15 protein-coding genes are annotated in these 18826 nt (G+C 67.3%); 5 read left to right on the plus strand and 10 right to left on the minus strand.

The window, feature by feature from the left end; all coding sequences use genetic code 11:
* Nucleotides 1–37 precede the first annotated feature (37 nt).
* The 9 genes from WOC76_RS04120 to WOC76_RS04160 form a co-directional block, all read right to left on the minus strand.
* Nucleotides 38–2041, minus strand: a complete 2004-nt coding sequence (locus WOC76_RS04120; RefSeq protein ID WP_341103672.1) for a methanol/ethanol family PQQ-dependent dehydrogenase — start codon at nt 2039–2041, stop codon at nt 38–40.
* Between the two features lie 417 nt (nt 2042–2458).
* A complete protein-coding gene (locus WOC76_RS04125; protein ID WP_341431278.1) occupies nt 2459–2836 on the minus strand; it encodes a hypothetical protein in 378 nt (125 codons plus the stop codon).
* Between the two features lie 216 nt (nt 2837–3052).
* Nucleotides 3053–3394: a hypothetical protein gene (locus WOC76_RS04130; RefSeq protein ID WP_341103670.1), complete on the minus strand. Its 342-nt coding sequence runs from the start codon at nt 3392–3394 to the stop codon at nt 3053–3055.
* A 25-nt stretch (nt 3395–3419) separates the two neighbouring features.
* Nucleotides 3420–4172 carry a bestrophin-like domain gene (locus WOC76_RS04135; RefSeq protein ID WP_341103669.1) on the minus strand — a complete coding sequence of 251 codons (753 nt, stop codon included), beginning with the start codon at nt 4170–4172 and terminating at the stop codon, nt 3420–3422.
* A 136-nt stretch (nt 4173–4308) separates the two neighbouring features.
* Entirely contained in the window at nt 4309–4692 is a 384-nt protein-coding gene (locus tag WOC76_RS04140; RefSeq protein ID WP_341103667.1) for a hypothetical protein, read from the minus strand.
* Between the two features lie 81 nt (nt 4693–4773).
* Complete coding sequence (locus WOC76_RS04145) at nt 4774–5814, minus strand: lipocalin-like domain-containing protein (protein ID WP_341103665.1); 1041 nt, start codon at nt 5812–5814, stop codon at nt 4774–4776.
* Nucleotides 5804–8269 (minus strand): ABC transporter permease, encoded by a 2466-nt coding sequence (locus WOC76_RS04150; protein WP_341103663.1) that lies wholly within the window; start codon nt 8267–8269, stop codon nt 5804–5806. The genes WOC76_RS04145 and WOC76_RS04150 overlap by 11 nt, the downstream gene beginning before the upstream one ends.
* The gene (locus WOC76_RS04155) at nt 8266–8979 is read right to left on the minus strand and encodes an ABC transporter ATP-binding protein (RefSeq protein ID WP_341103661.1); all 714 of its coding nucleotides are present in this window, start codon (nt 8977–8979) and stop codon (nt 8266–8268) included. Before WOC76_RS04155 ends, WOC76_RS04150 begins: the two co-directional genes overlap by 4 nt.
* 102 nt (nt 8980–9081) lie before the next feature.
* Nucleotides 9082–9573, minus strand: a complete 492-nt coding sequence (locus WOC76_RS04160; protein WP_341103659.1) for a hypothetical protein — start codon at nt 9571–9573, stop codon at nt 9082–9084.
* A gap of 132 nt (nt 9574–9705) precedes the next feature.
* On the opposite strand from WOC76_RS04160, the gene WOC76_RS04165 reads away from it, so the two are divergent.
* The 5 genes from WOC76_RS04165 to WOC76_RS04185 are packed head-to-tail and all read left to right on the plus strand — an operon-like array spanning nt 9706 to nt 17906.
* On the plus strand, nt 9706–10725 hold the full coding sequence (locus tag WOC76_RS04165) for a ligase-associated DNA damage response exonuclease (RefSeq protein WP_341389754.1): 1020 nt from the start codon (nt 9706–9708) through the stop codon (nt 10723–10725).
* Nucleotides 10722–12461, plus strand: a complete 1740-nt coding sequence (locus WOC76_RS04170; RefSeq protein WP_341103656.1) for an ATP-dependent DNA ligase — start codon at nt 10722–10724, stop codon at nt 12459–12461. Before WOC76_RS04165 ends, WOC76_RS04170 begins: the two co-directional genes overlap by 4 nt.
* Complete coding sequence (locus WOC76_RS04175; RefSeq protein ID WP_341431279.1) at nt 12445–14910, plus strand: ligase-associated DNA damage response DEXH box helicase; 2466 nt, start codon at nt 12445–12447, stop codon at nt 14908–14910. The genes WOC76_RS04170 and WOC76_RS04175 overlap by 17 nt, the downstream gene beginning before the upstream one ends.
* On the plus strand, nt 14907–15572 hold the full coding sequence (pdeM, locus tag WOC76_RS04180) for a ligase-associated DNA damage response endonuclease PdeM (RefSeq protein WP_341103653.1): 666 nt from the start codon (nt 14907–14909) through the stop codon (nt 15570–15572). Before WOC76_RS04175 ends, pdeM begins: the two co-directional genes overlap by 4 nt.
* A gap of 45 nt (nt 15573–15617) precedes the next feature.
* Nucleotides 15618–17906 carry a hypothetical protein gene (locus tag WOC76_RS04185; RefSeq protein ID WP_341103652.1) on the plus strand — a complete coding sequence of 763 codons (2289 nt, stop codon included), beginning with the start codon at nt 15618–15620 and terminating at the stop codon, nt 17904–17906.
* 78 nt (nt 17907–17984) lie between these two features.
* Here the strand turns inward: WOC76_RS04185 and WOC76_RS04190 are convergent, their stop codons facing one another.
* A complete protein-coding gene (locus WOC76_RS04190; protein ID WP_341103651.1) occupies nt 17985–18791 on the minus strand; it encodes a hypothetical protein in 807 nt (268 codons plus the stop codon).
* Nucleotides 18792–18826: the final 35 nt, after the last annotated feature.

The following is an 18826-nucleotide window of genomic DNA, read 5'->3' on the forward strand; positions in this document are numbered from 1 at the left end:
ATCAGCGGGAGAGGGCCGGGACGGGGTCGATCCCGCTTCACTCCGGCAGCGCGAACACGCTCAGCACGCCGCCGAGCGCCGTGTAATTGGCGAGCGAGGCGTAGTTGCCGACGGCGCCGAGGCCCTCGTTCGACTTGGAGAGACCGGCCGCAAGGCCGATGCCCGCCCAGCCGCCGACGCCCGACAGCACCGCCACATACTGCTTGCCGCCCGCCTCATAGGTGATCACATTGCCGATGATGCCCGACGGGGTCTTATACTTGTAGAGCTCCTTGCCGGTCTTGGTGTCGACCGCCTTCAGATACCCCTCGAGCGTCCCGTAGAAGGTCACGCCGCCGTCCGTCGACGTCGCGCCGCCCCAAACCGAGAACTGCTCCTTGTTCGACCACACGATCTTGCCGACCTTGGCGTCCCAGGCAATGAAATTGCCCGTGTTGTTCGTGCCGTCGCCCAGCACCTTGCCCGCCGGATACATCTCCAGCGTCGCGCCGACGTAGGGCTGGCCCGCCGTGTAGCTCACGCGGAACGGCTCATAGTCCATGCAGACATGGTTCGTCGGCACCAGGAACAGGCCCGTCGCCGCGTCATAGGACGCCGGCTGCTGGTCCTTCGAACCCAGAGCCGCCGGGCAGACGTTCTGCGTGTTCGTGTCCTCGCCATTGTGCTGGGTCGAATATTTGTCCACGACCAGCGGGCGGCCGTAGGTCTTCGACGACTTGTCCATGTCGACCTTGGTCGCCCAGTTCACCGCCGGATCATACTTCTCGGCGACGAGCAGGTCGCCGTTGGTGCGGTCGAGCGTATAGGCGAAGCCGTTGCGGTCGAAGTGGACGAGCGTCTTGACCGTCTTGCCGCCGATCGGCTGGTCGGCCAAAACCATCTCGTTGATGCCGTCATAGTCCCACTCGTCGTGGGGCGTCATCTGATAGAGCCACTTGGTCTTGCCGGTGTCGAGGTCGCGCGCCCAGATGGTCATCGACCAGCGATTGTCGCCGGGACGCTGCACCGGGTTCCAGGTCGAGGGATTGCCCGAGCCGTAGTAAACGAGGTTCAGCTCCGGATCGTAGCTGTACCAGCCCCAGGTGGTGCCGCCGCCCGTCTGCCACTGGTCGCCCTGCCACGTGCTGATGCCCGAGTCCTTGCCGACCGGCTGGCCGAGATGGGTGGTCTTGTCGGGGTCGATCAGCGTGTCGGCGTCCGGGCCCATGGAGTAGCCGCGCCACACCTGCTTGCCGTCCTTCACCGAATAGGCGGTGATGTGGCCGCGCACGCCGAACTCGCCGCCGGCGATGCCGACGAGCACCTTGTCCTTGAAGACATGCGGCGCGGCGGTGGAGGTCTGGCCCTTCGACGGATCGCCGTTCTTCACCGACCAGACGAGCTTGCCGGTCTTGGCGTCGAGCGCGACGAGGGTGGTGTCGGCCTGGGCGAGGAAGATCTTGCCGTCGCCATAGGCGAGGCCGCGGTTGACCGTGTCGCAGCACATGACCGGCACGACCGACGGGTCCTGCTTGGGCTCATACTTCCACAGGATCTTGTGGTCCGGATCCTTCAGGTCGAGGGCGTAGACGATATTCGGGAAGGGCGTGTGCAAAAACATCACGTCGCCCACGACCAGCGGCGCGCCCTCGTGGCCGCGCAGCACGCCGGTCGAAAACTGCCAGGCGAGCTGAAGCTTGCCGACATTGTCGCCGGTGATCTGCTTCAGGGCCGAGTGGCGGACATTGGCGTAGTCGCCCGTCGGCGACACCCACTGCTTCGCGTCCTTCTGCAGCGCGAGCAGTTCATCGGAGGACGACGAGGCGGCGGCAGAGGCGACGGCGGGAGCGGCCGCTTGCGGGGCGGGGGCGCTCGCCTGCTGGCTCGAGGCGGCGGGTTCGGAGGCGGGCGCGGGCGCCGCGGCATGCCTCGATTCCTCGCCGGACGCTTCATGGTGGGGCGCCTTGCTCTCGGTCAGAGAGTTGCCGACATAATAAACGCCCGCGCCCGCGAGCCAGATCGCCGCCGTCGTGGCGAGAAGATTGCGTGTATCTGTTTTCATGCCTCACTCCTTGTCACTCTGCGACGTCACCGCCGCCCCGCGGCGCGCCATCGCTTTGATTTTTTCCTTTGCGGGAGCTGCACAGCCGGCTGTGCTCGCCAGCGTGCATCTCGGCCAATCCGCGCCTTTCGCGGCGGCAGGCTGGAGCCCAGCCCAATCCTTCATCCAAAACGGCCGTTCGACGCCCGCCCAGCAAGCAGCCGCGCCTTGGGCATGGGTCCTCTCGCCAGGGCCGCTGTCGAAATCATCGGCGCCCGCTCGATCTCATAAACTAAGCCGCGACCGAGAACCAGTCCGGCCGCCTTCCACCTTTTACAACTTCCGATATCGGATTGTCCCTGCCCACGTCTCGCGCACACAGGCGTCAGCGAAACGATCGAGATTCCTGGCGTGAACGTAACAGCCATATGCTCATGGTCATCGCCTGTAGGAGTCGACGATCAGCTGGGACTCGGCGGCCTTCGGTTCATCGCAAGCTTCGCTGTAATTGAATGGCCGCCCTTGCTTGTCATAGCGCGCCACACAGCCGTCTGGCCATGTGACGTCGTACCCCCCATTCGCCAGGGCTTCGATATAAGCGCCTTCTGGCGCCTCATTTTTGGGACTGGTCTTTGCGGCGGCGCTTCTCTCGCCCCTGCTCCGGGCGCGTTGTTTGACGTTGTGCGGCGGGACGGACGCGGCGTTCGGCGCGATGTCGCCGCTAGTGGGCGCTTCTTGCGCGGCGGACGGGAACACGAAAAACAATGACGCCCCAAGGGCGATTGCGGCGATCCTGCGGTGCGTCATGCCGATCATTTCGAAATGATTTCGGAATAGGGAGAGTTTCGACCCTATCCGAGAGCAGGCGCCGACGGCAATGGCAAGAAATCATCGGCAAGAAATCATCGAACCGCCGATCCGAAAACTCGCGTTTCGCGCTGCGAGCCCCGAGCGGATCGGCGTCGATCGATAAGAAATCAGTTCGCCCGGCAGCCGATGAGGAGCCGCCGGGCGTCGCCCAGTCGGGTTTTTTCAGAAAGCCCCGGGCGCGCCCGCGCCGGCAAGCCGCATTTGACGAGGGCCGCCTGCGAAAAGGCTTGCGTCGGGGCGAGGCTCTGCAAGAATTCCTTGATCGGATCCCGATCTCCCGGATGATTTTTCTTCATCACGCGCCTCCTCGCCGAAACCGGCGATGCAATTACAAAACCTATGACATAACGTCGCGCCAACTTGGCGATCGATCAAGATGCGCGCGAGTGAAAACTGCTCCAGTTGCTTTATTTTTGGCGCCACGTTGCGCTTTTGTGACACCATTGCAATGACGCTGCGGCGCAACACAAGATTTGTGCGACCGCTAATGTAAAGCAGCGACATGGGCCGGGGCTCGGGCAGACTCCATTCACTTGAACTGCTGTAGCGCCATCTTCAAAGGCTCGGTCGTCATCTTGATGAGGCCGCCGTAAGGCTGGTCCAGTTCCAGCGTGAGGAGGATCGCTCCCGTCATGGACAGCGACGCCGTGAAGAGCGCCGAGACGACTGCCGCATTGAAGGGAGAAATGAGGCCGAGGCTAAAAAATATGGTCATCAGCCAGAAGACGAGAACCGCGAGAAACAGCGGAGAAACCGTGCTGGAAGAGCGCTGGTAGATTTTCCAGCGCGATGTCGCAATTTCGTTTCCAAGCGAAAGGGCGCTGTTCTTGACCCATGTCTGGCTGGCGTTCTGCTCGGGGAGCGCGATCAGGTCGGTCAGCAGATCGTCGATGGTCGTGCCTTTCACGTCGTCTGCATGCAGGCCGCTCCTGGCCGTTTTTTCGATGACCTCGATGCCGCCGCGCGCGACCCGACGGAGCGACGCCTGCGCCTTTTCCGCTTGGTTTCCATATTTGTGCAGGAGGTGACTCAGGGCGATCATTTTCGCCGCGGCGTCCTTGAGTTCCGTCTCCTTGAGGTCGAAGGAGCCTTTCGCGGTGGCGATGAGAAGACCGAGCGTCAAGGCCGCGAGGCCGACGACGACGCCTCTCGCCGCCTTTATGATCGTCCGAGATTCCTCGCTCAGAAAATGGTCTGGGAGATGTTCCTTCAAAAATATTCCCGCGATTGCGGCGCCGAAAATACAGAGAAAAGCAACCAGGCTGATGGACAAGGGGCTCATGGAGACGGCGCGCCTTTCAAAGGAGGACGACTCGCGCGCGATCTCCCGCAAGCCGCCGGGAATAGAAAAAGCGAGCCAGAGGCAGGCTTCTCGATCTCGACAATATTTACGTCGTTCCCTCGAGGGATGAAAGCGTTCAGAAGCGCGCGCCCTGAATGTCCGCTTCGACGCCGAGCACGAGACGCTCGTTTACTTTGTAGTTGTAGCCGAATTGCGCACCGGCCGAGAAGTTTGTCGCCGGCGGTTTCCATCCTGTCGCGCCGATCGTCGAAAATCCTGCAAACACGCCCGTCGGGACCGACGCAAACTGCGGCGCCGCGTTCTGATAGAAAGAAGTTGCAGTATTTCGCTCAGCAAACGAGAGCCCGGCGCCGAGGCCCACATAAAGGCCCGACCATGCGGGCGCAGGCTCGGGAGCGATGAACATCGGCGGCCGCGGCGCACGCGTCTCTGCCGCCGTGGCGACGCTAGCGAGAAGCGGGCTCGCACACAGCGGCGCGAGCAATAACAGGACCCTCATTTGAAAAACCTCCGAGCCGATCTTCGAGTCGCGCTTTGTCGTTTGCAAGGCGAAGCGGCCTGTTAATTGGCTGGCCCCCGATCAGTAGCCGGTCATTTCCAGATAGCCCTCGCCGCGCCGCGAGCCGGCAAGCGCAATCGGCCCCTCCCAATAGGAGAGCGCCGTTCCCATCCAGCTTTTCGGATTGAGCGGCGCCGTCTCGACGTCCAATCCCCGGCTCTTGACGCGCAGGCGCCAGCGGATCGGCAGGGATTTGCCGTCGATTGCGACATGGTCGAGAGGGGTCAGGGAAATATCGTCGCCCGCGAGCACGCTCGTCGTTCCGTCGGGAGCGATCCAGTTGCCGGAAAGATAGGTCCGCGCCCCGCGCAATCGGTAGATCATCGCCTTGTCGCCGCTTGCGAGATGGAGCGAGAACCAGTCCCAGCCCTTCTGATCGGGCGCGAGCGATTGGCTGCTCCATTCGCGGTCCATCCAGGCGCGACCCGCGACGCGGATGTCGCGCCCGTCGAAAGCCAGCGTCCCCTCCACCGCGAGGAAGGGCGCGCTGTAATAATGCGACGCCTGCCCGGCGGTCGATTTGAGGCTGAAACCGGCGTCGCCCTGGAGGACGAAGGGCCCCTGGCGCGTCAGATCGAGCCGGTAGGAGAAATGCGGCCCTTGCGCGAAGACGCGCGCGCTCGTGAAATTCTCGTCCTTCGCGGTGAAAAACCAGTCGTCGATCTGCGCCGAGAAGGGCGCGGCCGTCACGCCGGCCTGGCCGACGCCGCCGCGCGCCATGGTTTGGGCGAAGTCGTGCCGCGCCGCGCTCGTGGCCGCGGCATGGGCCATGAAGACGTTTCGGTCATCCCAGCCCTTGCCGTCGCCGGGCTCCAGCGCATGCCGGAAGAGCGTCCATTGCACGCCGTATTGCGCGCCGTCGGCGCCTTTCAGATTGGCGGTGAGATACCACCATTCCGTGCGAAAGCTCGGATGGGGACCGTGGTCCTTCGGAAAGGCGATGGGCGTTCCCGGCTTCGGCGTCTCGAAGCCGGGCGCGGGCGCCGCCAGGCCGCCATAGCCCTGCGCCTGCGCCAGCGCCGGCAGCAGCAGGCCGAGAAGGGCGAGGCTCTTACCGTTCATTGGCGAAGACCTTGAGGAGATCGACGGGCGCGCTGCGGGCGAGCCGCAGGGTGGGGACCAGCGCGGCGCAGAAGGCCGTGAGCAGCGCGACGATGAAGACCTGCGCCCAGTGCGCGGGGAAGACATGCAGCGGCAGCCGCCAGCCGAAAGCGGCGACATTGACGACGTCGACCAGCGCCCATGTCATGAAGAGGCCGAGGGGAATGGCGACAAGCGCCGCGCCCGCCGCAAAGAGCAGGATGCGCAACAGCTCCATCCCGGCGAGCCGGCGGCGCGTCACGCCGATGGCCCAGACCGGCGCGATCTGCGCGAGGCGCAGGCTGCTGAGCGTCAGCAGGCTGGAAAACAGCGCCACGGCCGCGACGAGCAGCGTCAGCGTATCGAGCGCCGCGGTCACCGTGAAGGTGCGTTCGAAGATGTCTGTCGATATCTTCTTCACTTCGGCGTTGTTGACGAGCCGCGCGATCCGCGCTCCGAAGCGGGCGCGCATGGCCTCCATGACCTGTGGGACGTCGGCGGGAGCGACGCGCAGCGCGTAATGGATGCGGGACGCGTCGCTGAAATGCTGCGCGAGACGCGCGTGATCGAGACGCAGCTGGCCGCGCGGATTGCCATAGTCGGGGAAGATGCCCACGATGCGCGCGCGCCAGGCGTCGGTCTCAGTTGGAATGGCGAGCGTCGCGCCGACGCCGACCCCGAGCCGGCGCGCGAGCTGTTCGCTGATGAGCGCAGCGTCTTGCGCGTGAAGCGCGCGCCAGGCGTCCGCGCCGCCCTCGAGCAGCGGGAAATGCGCCGCATAGGTCTCGTGCGCAGCCATGCCGATGATCTCCACCGGCCAGTCGGAGAGGCGCGTTCGGGCGCGCCAGACGGGGAGCACGGCAAAAATCTCGGGCCGCGACTTCGCCCAGGCTTCGATATCGGCGGCGTCGGCGGGCGTTGCGGCCTCGTAATAGACTTCAGCCGTCAGGCGCGCGTCGAGCCAGTCCGTGAAGGTCAAGCGAAAGCCCTCGACCATGCCGCCGACGCCGATATTGGCGGCGAGCGCGAGGAGCAGCGCCTTCAGCGCCAGCGACAGGCCGGCGATTTCCCGGCCGCCATCGGCGAAGAACCAGCGCGCGAGCGGGCGCGACGCGACGCCTTCGCCGAGCGAAAGCAGCGCGGCGAGAGCGAGCGGCAAGAGGAGCGCGGCGCCGAGCAGGGCCGCCGCGATGACCAGAAAGCCCATCAGCAGCCCCTCGGTCGCGTGACCCGCGACGAGGGCGCCGACCAGCGCCAGCGCCGCCAGCGCCCCCTGGCGCCAAAGATAGCGTCGATGCGCCGCGCGCCAGGCGACGGGCCGCGCCACGGAGAGCACGGGCAGGCGCAGGGTTTTCGCAAGGCCGCTTCCCGCCGCGAGCAGCGCGCCGGCCCCGGCCATGGCGAGGCCCGAAAGCCAGAAGCGCGCGCCGAGCGACAGCTCGCCGGAGAGCGCCGCGCCATAGAGCCCCTCGAGACTGGCGGAGACGTCGGGCAGCAGCGCCGCCGCGATCAGATAGCCGCCCAAAACGCCGAGCCCGCCGGCAAGCAGCGTGAAGAGCAGGAGCTCGCAGAAGAGCGCCGCGGCCAGCGCGCGCGCCGAGACGCCGAGCGCGCGCAGCGTGCGCACCATGGGCAGGCGCTGCTCGAAGGCGAGGCCGAAAGAGGCGGCGACGATGAAGAAGCCGACGAGAAAGGCGAGCAGGCCGAAGGCGGTCAGATTCAGGTGGAAACTGTCGGTGAGGCGCGAGAGGTCGCCCTCCTCTTCGGGCTCGACGAGGCGCAGCGCGTCTCCGGCGATGTCGCGCAGGCGCGCCGCGTCGATCGGCGTTTCGGGCGAGACGAGCAGGCGCGAGAGGCGCTGCGGCCTGTCGAGCGCCTTTTGCGCGACGCCGATATCGACGATCATCGCGCCCGGCGGCGCCGCCTCCATGGCGTAGGCCGGCGGCAGCTGAAAACCCCGTTCCGTCGCGGCCCGCGCGCCTTCCGCCAGATGCAGCGCGCGCAAGGTTTCCGCGCGCGCAAAGGCGCGGCCGTCGCCGGCGAGGATGTTTTTGGCTTCGTCATCGTCGCGCAGCGGCGCGAGCGGCGTCGATTGCGGCAGCGTCAGCGGCTCGACGCCGACGAGGCGGATGCTTTTCTCGCCGATGCGCACCGCGCCCTCGAGCGCGGGCGAAACCTTCACGCCCGCGCGTCTGAGGTCGACGAAGAGCGACTGAGGGAAAAGCCCGCCGCGCGCGGCCACGAGATTTTGGGTCTCGCCCCCGGAAAAGATGCGCGCCGCGCTGTCGTAGCTCTTGCGCGCCTGCTGGTTGAGCGCCTGCACGCCGCTCCACAAGGCCGTGGCGATGGCGAGGCCCAGAACGAGCGTCGCCAGATTGGCCTTGTGGCGGCGCCAATGGCTCATGAGCGCGATGAAAGTGTAGAGCGCCTCTCTCATGCCGACAGGAGCGCTCCCGCTTCGAGAACCAGCCGGCGCTCCAGGCGCGCCGCGAGCCGGGCGCTGTGGGTGACCATGAGGAAGGCGCAGCCCGTCTCCGCGACGAGTTCCAGCGTCAGCGCCAGAACCGCGTCGCCCGCCGCTTCGTCGAGATTGCCGGTCGGCTCGTCGGCGAGAAGGAGCTTGGGCCGCACGGCGAGCGCCCGGCCGACGGCGACGCGCTGCTGCTGGCCGCCGGACAGTTCCTCGGGATAGCGGGAGGCGAGCGCCGCAAGGCCCAGACGCTCGGTGAGGCGCGCCTGCCAGAGGGGATCGAAGCTTCCGGCGAGTCTCGCCTGAAAGGCGAGGTTCTCGGCGACCGTGAGGCTCGCAATGAGATTGAACTGCTGAAAGACGACGCCGATCGTCTCCCGGCGCAGCGCGGCGCGGGCGGCTTCCGGGAGCCGGCCGATGTCGCAGCCATTCAGGAAGATCTCGCCGCCGTCGGCATGGTCCAGCGCGCCGACGAGATGCAGCAACGTGCTCTTGCCGCTTCCCGACTCGCCCATCAGCGCGAGCGTCTCGCCGGGGCGAAGCATGAGGTCGACGCCGGCGAGCACGGGCAGCGGGCCCTGCGGCGTCGGATAGGATTTGCGCAGGCCGACGACGCGGAGCAGCGGCGCGAGAGGCGCAGGCGCGGCGGACGGCGCGCTTGCCGTAAAGGCGTTCAAGCGAGGGCCTTCTGGCTGGCGTTGACAGGATCGGTCCCGCGTGGCGGGTCGACTACTCATATAGGCGAAAGCCTGACGCCGCGCCCGTCGCTTTTGAGACATTCAGTCCCAAACGGCGGTCACCGCGCCATCGGCGCTTGTGGAGCTCGCGGGCCGCCCGACGCGTCCCGCCGGGTCGACGGCGGCGAGAATGTCGAACAGCGCCTGCGCCGCCTCGTGGTCGCCGCGCGTCAGCTCGATGTGCGCCAGCGCCTGGAGCGTGGACAGCGCGAAACGGGCCGGCCCCTCCGTCGGGGACTGGCTCTGTGGCCAGCGGCGGGGATCGGCGGGCCAGCCCGCCTGCCGCGCCGCCTCCCGCAGCCCATCGCGCGCCGCGGCCCGGGCGGCGTCGAGATTGCCCATGGAGGCGTGGACTCGATACAGACAAAAATAGGCGGGCAGGGCCTCCGGGGCGAGGTCGAGCGCCTGTCTGAACAGGCGGTCGGCGCGCAGCCTGTCGCTTTGGCAGGCGACGACGCCCTGCCGCAAGAGCATGTCGACCGGGCCTGGAAGGGCGCCGAAATCGACGCCTTCCTCTTTGAGAGAGAAATCCATCTGCCTGCGCTCCGCGCCCGCGCTTCCCCTGCGCACCCTCGCAAACACGGCGCCATCGGTCCGCGGCGGCGCCTTGCCGCGCTTTTCGCGAAAACCCATCTTGAGAGCCAGACACCATATCGCAGCGCCTGGATGGATCTCATCACCGCAACGCCGCAGGGCCTCTATTGCCCGCAAGGCGATTTCCACATCGACCCCTGGCGGCCGGTCGCGCGCGCGGTCGTCACCCATGGCCATTCGGACCATGCGCGCCGGGGTTCGGCGCGCTATCTCTGCCATCGCGACTGCGCGCCCATTCTGCTCAGGCGCCTGGGCGACATCTCCATCGAGACGCTCGACTACGGCGAGCGAATCGAGATCAACGGCGTCGCGGTGTCGCTCCATCCCGCCGGCCATGTGCTGGGCTCGGCGCAGGTGCGCGTCGAATGCGGCGGCGAGGTCTGGGTCGCCTCGGGCGACTACAAGACCGAGCCGGACGGGGTGAGCGCGCCCTTCGAGCCGGTGCGCTGTCATGTCTTCATCACCGAGTCGACCTTCGGCCTGCCGATCTATCGCTGGCGGCCGCAGCACGAGATCATGGCCGACGTCAACGCGTGGTGGCGCGAGAATGCGGAGGCCGGGCGCGCTAGCGTGATGTTCGCCTATGGACTGGGAAAGGCGCAGCGCCTGCTCGCCCATGTCGATCCCGCGATCGGACCGATCGTCGCGCATGGCGCCGTCGAGCCGATCAACGACATCTATCGCCGGCAGGGCGTCGCGCTGCCGCCGACGCGGCTCGTCTCGCAGATGTCCGGCAAGGACGCCTTCGCCCGCGCGCTCGTCATCGCGCCCCCCTCGACCGCGGGGACCGCCTGGACGCGCCGCTTCGGCGAGTATTCGGACGCTTTCGCGAGCGGCTGGATGCAGATCCGCGGCAACCGGCGCCGGCGCGGCTTCGATCAGGGCTTCCCCTTGTCCGATCACGCCGACTGGCCGGGGCTCCTCGCGGCGATAAAGGCGACGGGCGCCGCGCGCATCCATGTCACCCATGGCGCGGCCGGCGCGCTCACCCGTTATCTGCGCGAGACCGGGCTCGACGCGCGCATGATGCATACGGAATATGGGGAGGAGGAAGCCGAGAGCGCCGCCGACGACGCGCAGGAGGCCCCGTGAGGGCCTTCGCCGCGCTCTATCGCGCCCTCGACGCCGCGACCGCCATCAAGCGAAAGCAGCAGGCGCTCGCGGATTACCTCGGCGCCGCGATGAACGATCCCGCGCAACATGCGAGCGCCGCCTGGGCGGTGTATTTTCTGGCCGGCGGCAAGCCGCGCCAGCTCGCGCCGACGAAGCTTCTTCGCCGCCTGGCGCAGGAAGAGGCGGCGCTTCCCGAATGGCTGTTCGACGAATGTTATCAGGCCGTCGGCGATCTCGCGGAGACATTGGCGCTGCTGCTGCCGCTTGCCGCCGCCGCCGAGGAGGTTTCGCTCGACAGCTGGATGCGCGCGCGCCTTCTGCCCTTGCGGGCGGCGCCCGATGACGAGAAATACGCGCGTCTGCGCCAATGGACGCGCGCCTTGCCGCAGCCGGAGCGCCTCGTTTTCTTCAAGCTGATCACCGGCGAATTGCGCGTCGGCGTCTCGCGCCTGCAGGTCACGCAGGCGCTCGCCCTCGCCGCCGGCGTCGATCAGACGCGCATGGCGCAGCGCATGATGGGCTATACGCAGGCGGGCCGCGCGCCCGGCGCCACGGATTTCGCCGCGCTGACCGCGCCCGCCAGCGCGGACGAAGACGCCGCGCTCGAGGAAGGCCGGCCCTATCCCTTCTATCTCGCCCATCCCTTTCAGCGGCCGGTCGAGGAGATGGCCGAGGCGCTCGGGCCGGTCCGCGACTGGATCGTCGAATGGAAATTCGACGGCATTCGCGCTCAATATGTCCAGCGCGGCGGCGGCTTCGCGCTTTGGTCGCGGGGCGAGGAGCTCGTGACCGACTCCTATCCCGAGCTTGCGGAACTCGCCCGCTGGCTTGCCGACGGCGTGGCGCTCGACGGCGAATTGGTCGTGATGCGCGCCGAGGGCGCCGCTTCGCCGCAGGATCTATCCGGTCTCCAGCCCTTCGCGCTCCTTCAGCAGAGATTGGGACGCAAGGTCGTGAGCGCGAAAATGCTGCGCGACCTGCCAGTCGCCTTCATCGCTTACGATCTTCTCGAACAGGACGGCGCCGATCTGCGCGCCGGACCGCAAGTCGAGCGGCGCGCGAAGCTCGAAGCCCTCGTCGCCGACGCGCTGTCGCGCGCGCGGGGTTTCGGCGCCGCATTGCCGCTGCGGCTGAGTCCGGAGCTTGCCGCGCCGGACTGGCCCTCGCTTCATGCGCGACGCGAGGACGCCCGCGCGCTCGGCGTCGAGGGCATGATTTTGAAAGCGCGCGCGGGCGCCTATGGCATTGGCCGCCGCAAGGGCTCGGATCGCGAGAACGTCTGGTGGAAATGGAAGCTCGATCCGATGAGCGTCGACGCCGTGCTGATCTACGCGCAGCGCGGCCACGGGCGGCGCGCCGGCGTCTACAGCGATTATACGTTCGCGGTGTGGAGCGATCCTCCGGGCGCGCCCGAGCGCAGGCTCGTTCCCTTCGCCAAGGCTTATTCGGGCCTGACCGACAAGGAAATGCGCGCCGTCGACGCCATCATCCGCAAGACCACGGTCGAAAGCTTCGGCCCTGTGCGCAGCGTGACGCCCACGCTTGTCTTCGAACTCGGCTTCGAGGGCATCGCGGAGAGCAAGCGGCACAGAAGCGGCGTCGCCGTGCGATTCCCGCGCATGTTGCGCTGGCGGCTCGACAAGCCCGTCGAGGAGGCCGACACGCTGCAAAGCCTTCGCGAACTTCTGCCGGGGCCCCATGCTCGAGCGGGTTGATCAGGGGCGCGCCATCGCGCGATTCTTCGAGGCGCGCGGCTGGCGGCCCTTCGACTTTCAAAAAGAAGTCTGGGCGCGCATGGCGGCGGGGGAGGGCGGCCTTCTGCACGCGACGACCGGCGCGGGCAAGACGCTCGCCGTCGCGCTCGGCGCCTGGCAGGCGCTTGAGCGAGAAGCGCCGCAAGGGCTGACTCTGCTTTGGGTGACGCCCATGCGCGCGCTGGCCGCCGACACCATGCGCGCGCTGACCGAGGCGTTTTCCGCCCTGGAGGCGCTCGACCCGACGGCGCCGCGCTGGACGCTCGGCATGCGCACCGGCGACACATCGTCGAGCCAGCGCGCCGCGCAAGCCCGCAAGCCGCCGCGCCTGCTCGTCACCACGCCCGAAAGCCTGTCGCTGCTGCTCTCGCGCGAAAATGCGCGCGATTATTTTTCCACTCTTCGCGTCGTCGTCGTCGACGAATGGCACGAGCTTCTGGGAAACAAGCGCGGCGTGCAGACGCAGCTTGCTCTGGCGCGCCTGCGCCTCTGGCGCCCCGGCGTCGTCACCTGGGGCATGTCGGCGACGCTCGGCGATCTCGAAGGAGCGAAGCGCGCGTTGCTCGGGCCGCGCGGCGCGGGCGCGCTCGTCGAGGCGCGGCTCGAGAAAAAGCTCGTCATCGACACGCTCATTCCCGAGGCGCCGGAACGCTTCCCCTGGGCGGGCCATCTCGGCCTCAAAATGGCGCCGAGAGTCGTCTCCGAGATCGAGGCCCACAAAAGTACGCTACTTTTCACCAATACACGCGCGCAGGCGGAACTGTGGCTTCAACAGCTCTTGCGTCTGCGCCCCGACTGGGAGGGCTGCATCGCGCTCCATCATGGCTCGCTTGCACAGGAAGAGCGCGACGCGGCGGAGCGCGCGCTCAAGGCCGGCGATCTGAAGGCGGTCGTCTGCACGTCGAGCCTCGATCTCGGCGTCGATTTTCTGCCCGTCGAACGCGTGCTGCAAATCGGCTCGCCCAAGGGCGTCGCACGTCTTCTCCAGCGCGCCGGCCGCAGCGGCCATGCGCCGGGCCGTGTCTCGCGAGTGACGCTGGTCCCGAGCCACAGTCTCGAACTCGTCGAATCCGCCGCCGCGCAGGCCGCGATCCGCAAGGGCCGCATCGAAAGCCGCGTCTCGCCTTCCGCGCCGCTCGACGTGCTGGCGCAGCATCTCGTGACCATCGGCCTCGGCGGCGGCTTTCGGCCAGACGACCTCGTCGAGGAAGTGCGCGACACCGTCGCTTATGAATCTCTTTCCGAAGAAAGCTGGCGCTGGTGCCTCGATTTCGTCCGGCAGGGCGGCCCGACGCTGCGCGCCTATCCCGATTACCGGCGGGTCGCGCCCGACCCTGACGGCGTGTGGCGCACGCGCGATAAAAGACTGGCCCTGCGCCATCGCCTCAACATCGGCGCCATCGTCTCCGATGCGAGCATGGTCGTGCAATATTTTCCGCGCGGGCAGAAGCTCGGGACCGTCGAGGAGAGTTTCGTCGCGCGCATGAAGCCCGGCGACAAATTCTGGTTCGCCGGGCGCCTGCTGGCGCTCGTGAGCGTGCGCGATCTCACCGCTTTCGTCAAAAAGGCGACGGGCGGCGGCGCCACGCCGCGCTGGATGGGGGGGCGCATGCCTTTGTCGACGACGCTCGCCGACGAAATGGTCGAGACCTTCGCGCGCGCCGCCGAGGGCGACATGTCGTCGCCCGAACTGCGCGCGGCCGAACCGCTCATCCGATTGCAGCAACGCTGGTCCGCGCTGCCGACGCCGCGCACGCTGCTCGCCGAGACGCTGAAATCGCGCGAAGGCTGGCACCTCTTTCTTTATCCCTTCGCCGGACGCAACGCGCATCTGGGACTGGCGAGCCTCCTCGCCTGGCGCGCGGCGACGATCGCGCCGGGCACCTTCTCGATCGCCGTGAACGATTACGGCTTCGAACTGCTGAGCGCCTCCGCGCGCGACTGGGCGGCCGAACTGCCGCGCCTCATCGCCGCCCCTGGCCTGGACGAGACGCGCCACGAGGTGATCGAGAGCCTCAACGCCGCCGAACTCGCCCGCCGCCGCTTCCGCGACATCGCCCAGATCGCCGGCCTCGTGACGACGGGCTATCCGGGCGAACGCAAGAGCGCGCGACAGTTGCAGGCGTCCTCCAGCCTGTTCTACGACGTCTTTCGCAAATATGATCCCGAGAACGGCCTGCTGAAACAGGCCGAGCGGGAGCTTCTGGAGGACGAACTCGAGGTGAAGCGACTGCATGAGGCGCTCGTGAGAATGAATGCGCGGCGCCTCGATTGCGTGGCGCTGAAGCGCTGCTCGCCGCTCGCCTTTCCGCTCGTCGCCGAACGCTTCCGCGAGAGTCTGAGCACGGAAAGCTTCAACGCGCGCATCGAGCGCCTGCTCGCGCAGCTCAATTCCGCCGCCGACGCATGAACCCGGACGCGGCGTCCTACCGACATCGCGGCCTCGTCTTGCTGCCGCAGCGCGCCGTGTGGCAGGCGGAGACGCGAACGCTCTGGATCGCCGATCTGCATCTCGGCAAGGCGGCGAGCTTTCGCGCGCTCGGCCAGCCCGTGCCGCGCGGCACGACGCAGGAGAATCTCGCCCGTCTCGGCGCGCTCGCCGACGCCCATGCGGCGCGCCGCCTCGTCGTGCTCGGCGATTTTCTGCACGGACGCCTCGGGCGGAACGCCGGCCTTTTCGCGCAATTGCGCGGGTGGCGGGAGGCGCGCGCCGATCTCGACTGCATCGTCGTGCGCGGCAATCACGACGCACAGGCCGGCGACGCGCCGGCCGAATGCGGCTTTACGAGCGTCGACGAGCCTTTCGCCCTCGACGGCGTCGAGGGCTGGCATGAGGCCCGCGTGTCGGGCGCCGAGGATGGCCCGACGATCCTCGCCGGCCATCTTCATCCCGTCGCGCGGCTGTCGGGGCCCGGCCGCGACAGGCTGCGGCTCCCCTGTTATTGCCTGCGCGGCCGGGAAATCGTGTTGCCCGCCTTTGGCGAATTCACCGGCGGCCATCCGGTCGATCCCTGCGACTGGCGCCAACTCGTCGTGACCACGGGGACGCGTCTCTTCCCCGTCCCGCGCTGAGGGGGCCATTTTGCGCCGCGGCGCGGAGGCGCTAGAAGCGCGGGCATGAGGACGATCCCTTCCCGGAAGCTCGATGCGCGAGACGAGCCCTATGCGCTTGCCGCCGCGCTCTTCGTCGCCTGCGCGCTGCTGCTCGCTTTTCCCTGGCTCTCGGGCCGCGTCACCATCCCCTGGGACGCCAAGGCGCATTTCCAGCCGCAGTTCGCCTTTCTGGCCCATGCGCTGCATTCGGGCCAGTCGCCCTCCTGGACGCCCAACGTCTTCGCCGGCATGCCGCAGATCGCCGATCCGCAGTCGCTGATCTTTGCGCCCTTCTTCCTCCTTGCGGCGGCGCTCGTTCCCGAGCCCTCCTTCATCCTCGAGGATGGAATCGTCTTCGGCATGCTGATCATGGGCGGGCTGGCGCTCATCGCCTATGTCCGCGATCGGGGGTGGAGCGCGGCCGGGGCTCTGCTTTCGGCGCTCGCTTTCGCCTTCGGCGGTTCGGCGGCCTGGCGCCTTCAGCACACGGGTCAGATCATGAGCCTCTCCTGGCTCCCGGTCACGCTGTGGCTGCTGGCGCGCGCGCTCGACCGCCGCTCGGCCGCCTACGGCGCCGCCGCCGGGGCGGCCGCGGCCTTCATGGCGCTGGGGCGCGATCAGGTCGCGTTTCTCGGTCTGCTCCTCCTCGCCGCTTACGCGCTCCACCGGATCGCAACCGATGCGGCGCCCGTGAAGAGCGCCCTCGCGCCGCTCCTTGCCGGCGCCGCCGTCGGCGCGGCGCTCCTCGCCGCGCCGCTCGCCTTCACGCTCGAACTTGCCGCCCATTCCAACCGGCCCGAGATCAGCCTCGACGGCGCGCACAAGGGGTCGCTGCCGCCGGCCTCCTTCTTCACGCTGCTGTCCGCCAACATGTTCGGCACGGATGGGCCGCTCGCGGCCTTCTGGGGACCGCCCAACGGCGAGGCCGATCTCTTCCTCGCCCGCAACATGACGGATGTCTACGCCGGCGCGCTGACCCTCGCCGCCGTCGTCGCCGCGCTCGGGCGCCGCTTCTTCGCGGATAAGGAAGCGCGTTTCTTCGCGGGCGCGCTGGTCTTTTTCGCGTTCTATGCCCTCGGCCGCTACACGCCGGCCTTCGCGCTCCTTTATCACATCCCCGGCGTCGACCTCTGGCGCCGCCCGGCCGACGCGACCTTCCTTTTCGGCTTCGCCCTCGCGATCCTCGCCGGCTATGGGCTGACGTTGATCGAGCGCGGCGAGGCGCGGCCGAGTCCCTTGCCGCTCGCGGCGGCCTTGGCCGGCCTCTTTGCGCTCGCCGCCGTCCATGCGGCCTCGAAGGATCATCTCGCGCAAGCCGCGGCGCCGTTGGCGATGGGCGCGGCTTTCGCGGCCGCCGCCGTCCTTCTTCTTCTCTCGGCGGGCGCCGGGCGGCTGCGCGGCGTCGCGCTCCTCGCCGCCGTCGCCGCTCTCATGGCCGCCGATCTGGCTTTCAGCAACGGCCCCAATGAATCGACGGCGCTGCCGCCGGAGCAATTCGACGTTTTGCGCGCCGATTCCAGAGACCCTGTCATCGGCTTCCTGAAAGAGCGGCTCGCCGCGACCGCCGCGCCCGACCGGCGCGACCGCGTGGAGCTCGCGGCGATCGACTTCCACTGGCCGAACGCCACGCTCGTCCATGGGCTCGACCATGATCTCGGCTACAATCCGATCCGCCTGAAACTGCTGGAGGACGCCACCGGCGCCGGCGACCATCTGGCGCTTCCCGAACAACGTGAGTTTTCGAAACTCTATCCCGCCTATCGCTCCCCGCTCTCCGACATGCTGGGCCTGCGTTTCGTCGCGACCGGGGTTCCGATCGAAGAGATCGACAGGCGCTACAAGCCCGGCGATTTCGCGGAGCTGACCCGGATCGGCAAGGTCCACATCTACGAAAACAGGAGCGCCTTCCCGCGCGTGATGGTCGCAACCTGCGCCCTTCACGTCGATTTCGAGGACATGGAGAAGACGGGCGAATGGCCCGAGGCCGACTATCGCGAGACCGTGCTGCTGGAGGAGCCGCCGATCTGCCATTCGCGCAAGGGGCTGCCGCCCGACGCCGCGCGGGCGCGGATTCTCTCCTACGCCAATACTGAGGTCGTCGTCGAAGCCGACGCGCCGCCCGGTGGCGGGTGGCTCGTCCTCTACGACGTCTGGCACCCGTGGTGGTTCGCCACGCGCGACGGGGAAGACGCCGAAATCCTGCGGGCCAATACGATGTTCCGCGCGGTCGCCATCCCCGAGGGACGCCATGTGGTGCGTTTCGCGTTCAGGCCGCTCGCGGGTTTGATGCGGGAGCTTTCGAGCCGACGGTGAATTTTTCTCGAAGCGAGGTTCGAGAGTCAGAAACGGAAACAGCCAAGACCGCCGGGACCGGTCGCGACGGGCGCGGGCCTATTGTTTTTGGCTGTCAGTGGTGCTTTCCGCGCCTTTGCAACGTCTCTGGAAACTTTCGGAGTTCAGCCCCTCGCTTTTGACGGTGAGACAAATCGCGCCATCCTTGATCCGGACCAGCCAGATCGAGTCGAAATCGCATTGCGCCCACTTTTTCGGCTCTTCGCACCGTGTCTGAACGCCATCGACGGTCAGAGTTCCGCCGGAGAGCGAGCGGAGGCCTCCAAGGTCTTTCAGATAATCGAAGAGCTTCCCGACGGCATTGCGTTCCCATGAAATGAAGATTGTTTTCGGTCTCCCGCTTTCATCAGGAAGAAAGGCGTGGTCGCTCAAGAGATCGCGCGCCAGATACTCGCTTTCCTTGTAGCCATAGGGCGTCCAAACCGGGAAGTCGATGCGCCGAGACACCGGGGCGATCGTCGCGAGCGGCCTGACGTAATTGAAATATCGCCCGGTCTTCTTGTTCAGCATTTTACCCGAGGGATTGGTTGTCACCAGCATATCCGGACAACCGAACTGGCTCAGCAGACTGTCGGGGAGGCCCGAGAGGCGTTTTTCGGCGTCGTGACCCAGATTGCCATCCTCGACCATTACGCCATCGTCTCCCAGAGGCTTTTCGGCATGTCGGAAGATGACGAGCGTGAGCGGATTCACGGATTTCGGGTCGTTTGGCGGGCTTGCTGGCGCGGCTTCTTTTTCTGAACTCCAGGAGGCGGGCGGCTCCGCGGGCGCACATGCCGCGGCGGCGTTCGAAACCGTCGGCGCGACAAGCGCGCAGGCAAGAATGGCCGGGAAGAGGTTCGTCATGCGGGATCCGAAGCTGGAAAGGGTCACGCCCGATC

Source organism: Methylocystis sp. IM3 (assembly GCF_038070105.1).
Lineage (GTDB): Bacteria > Pseudomonadota > Alphaproteobacteria > Rhizobiales > Beijerinckiaceae > Methylocystis.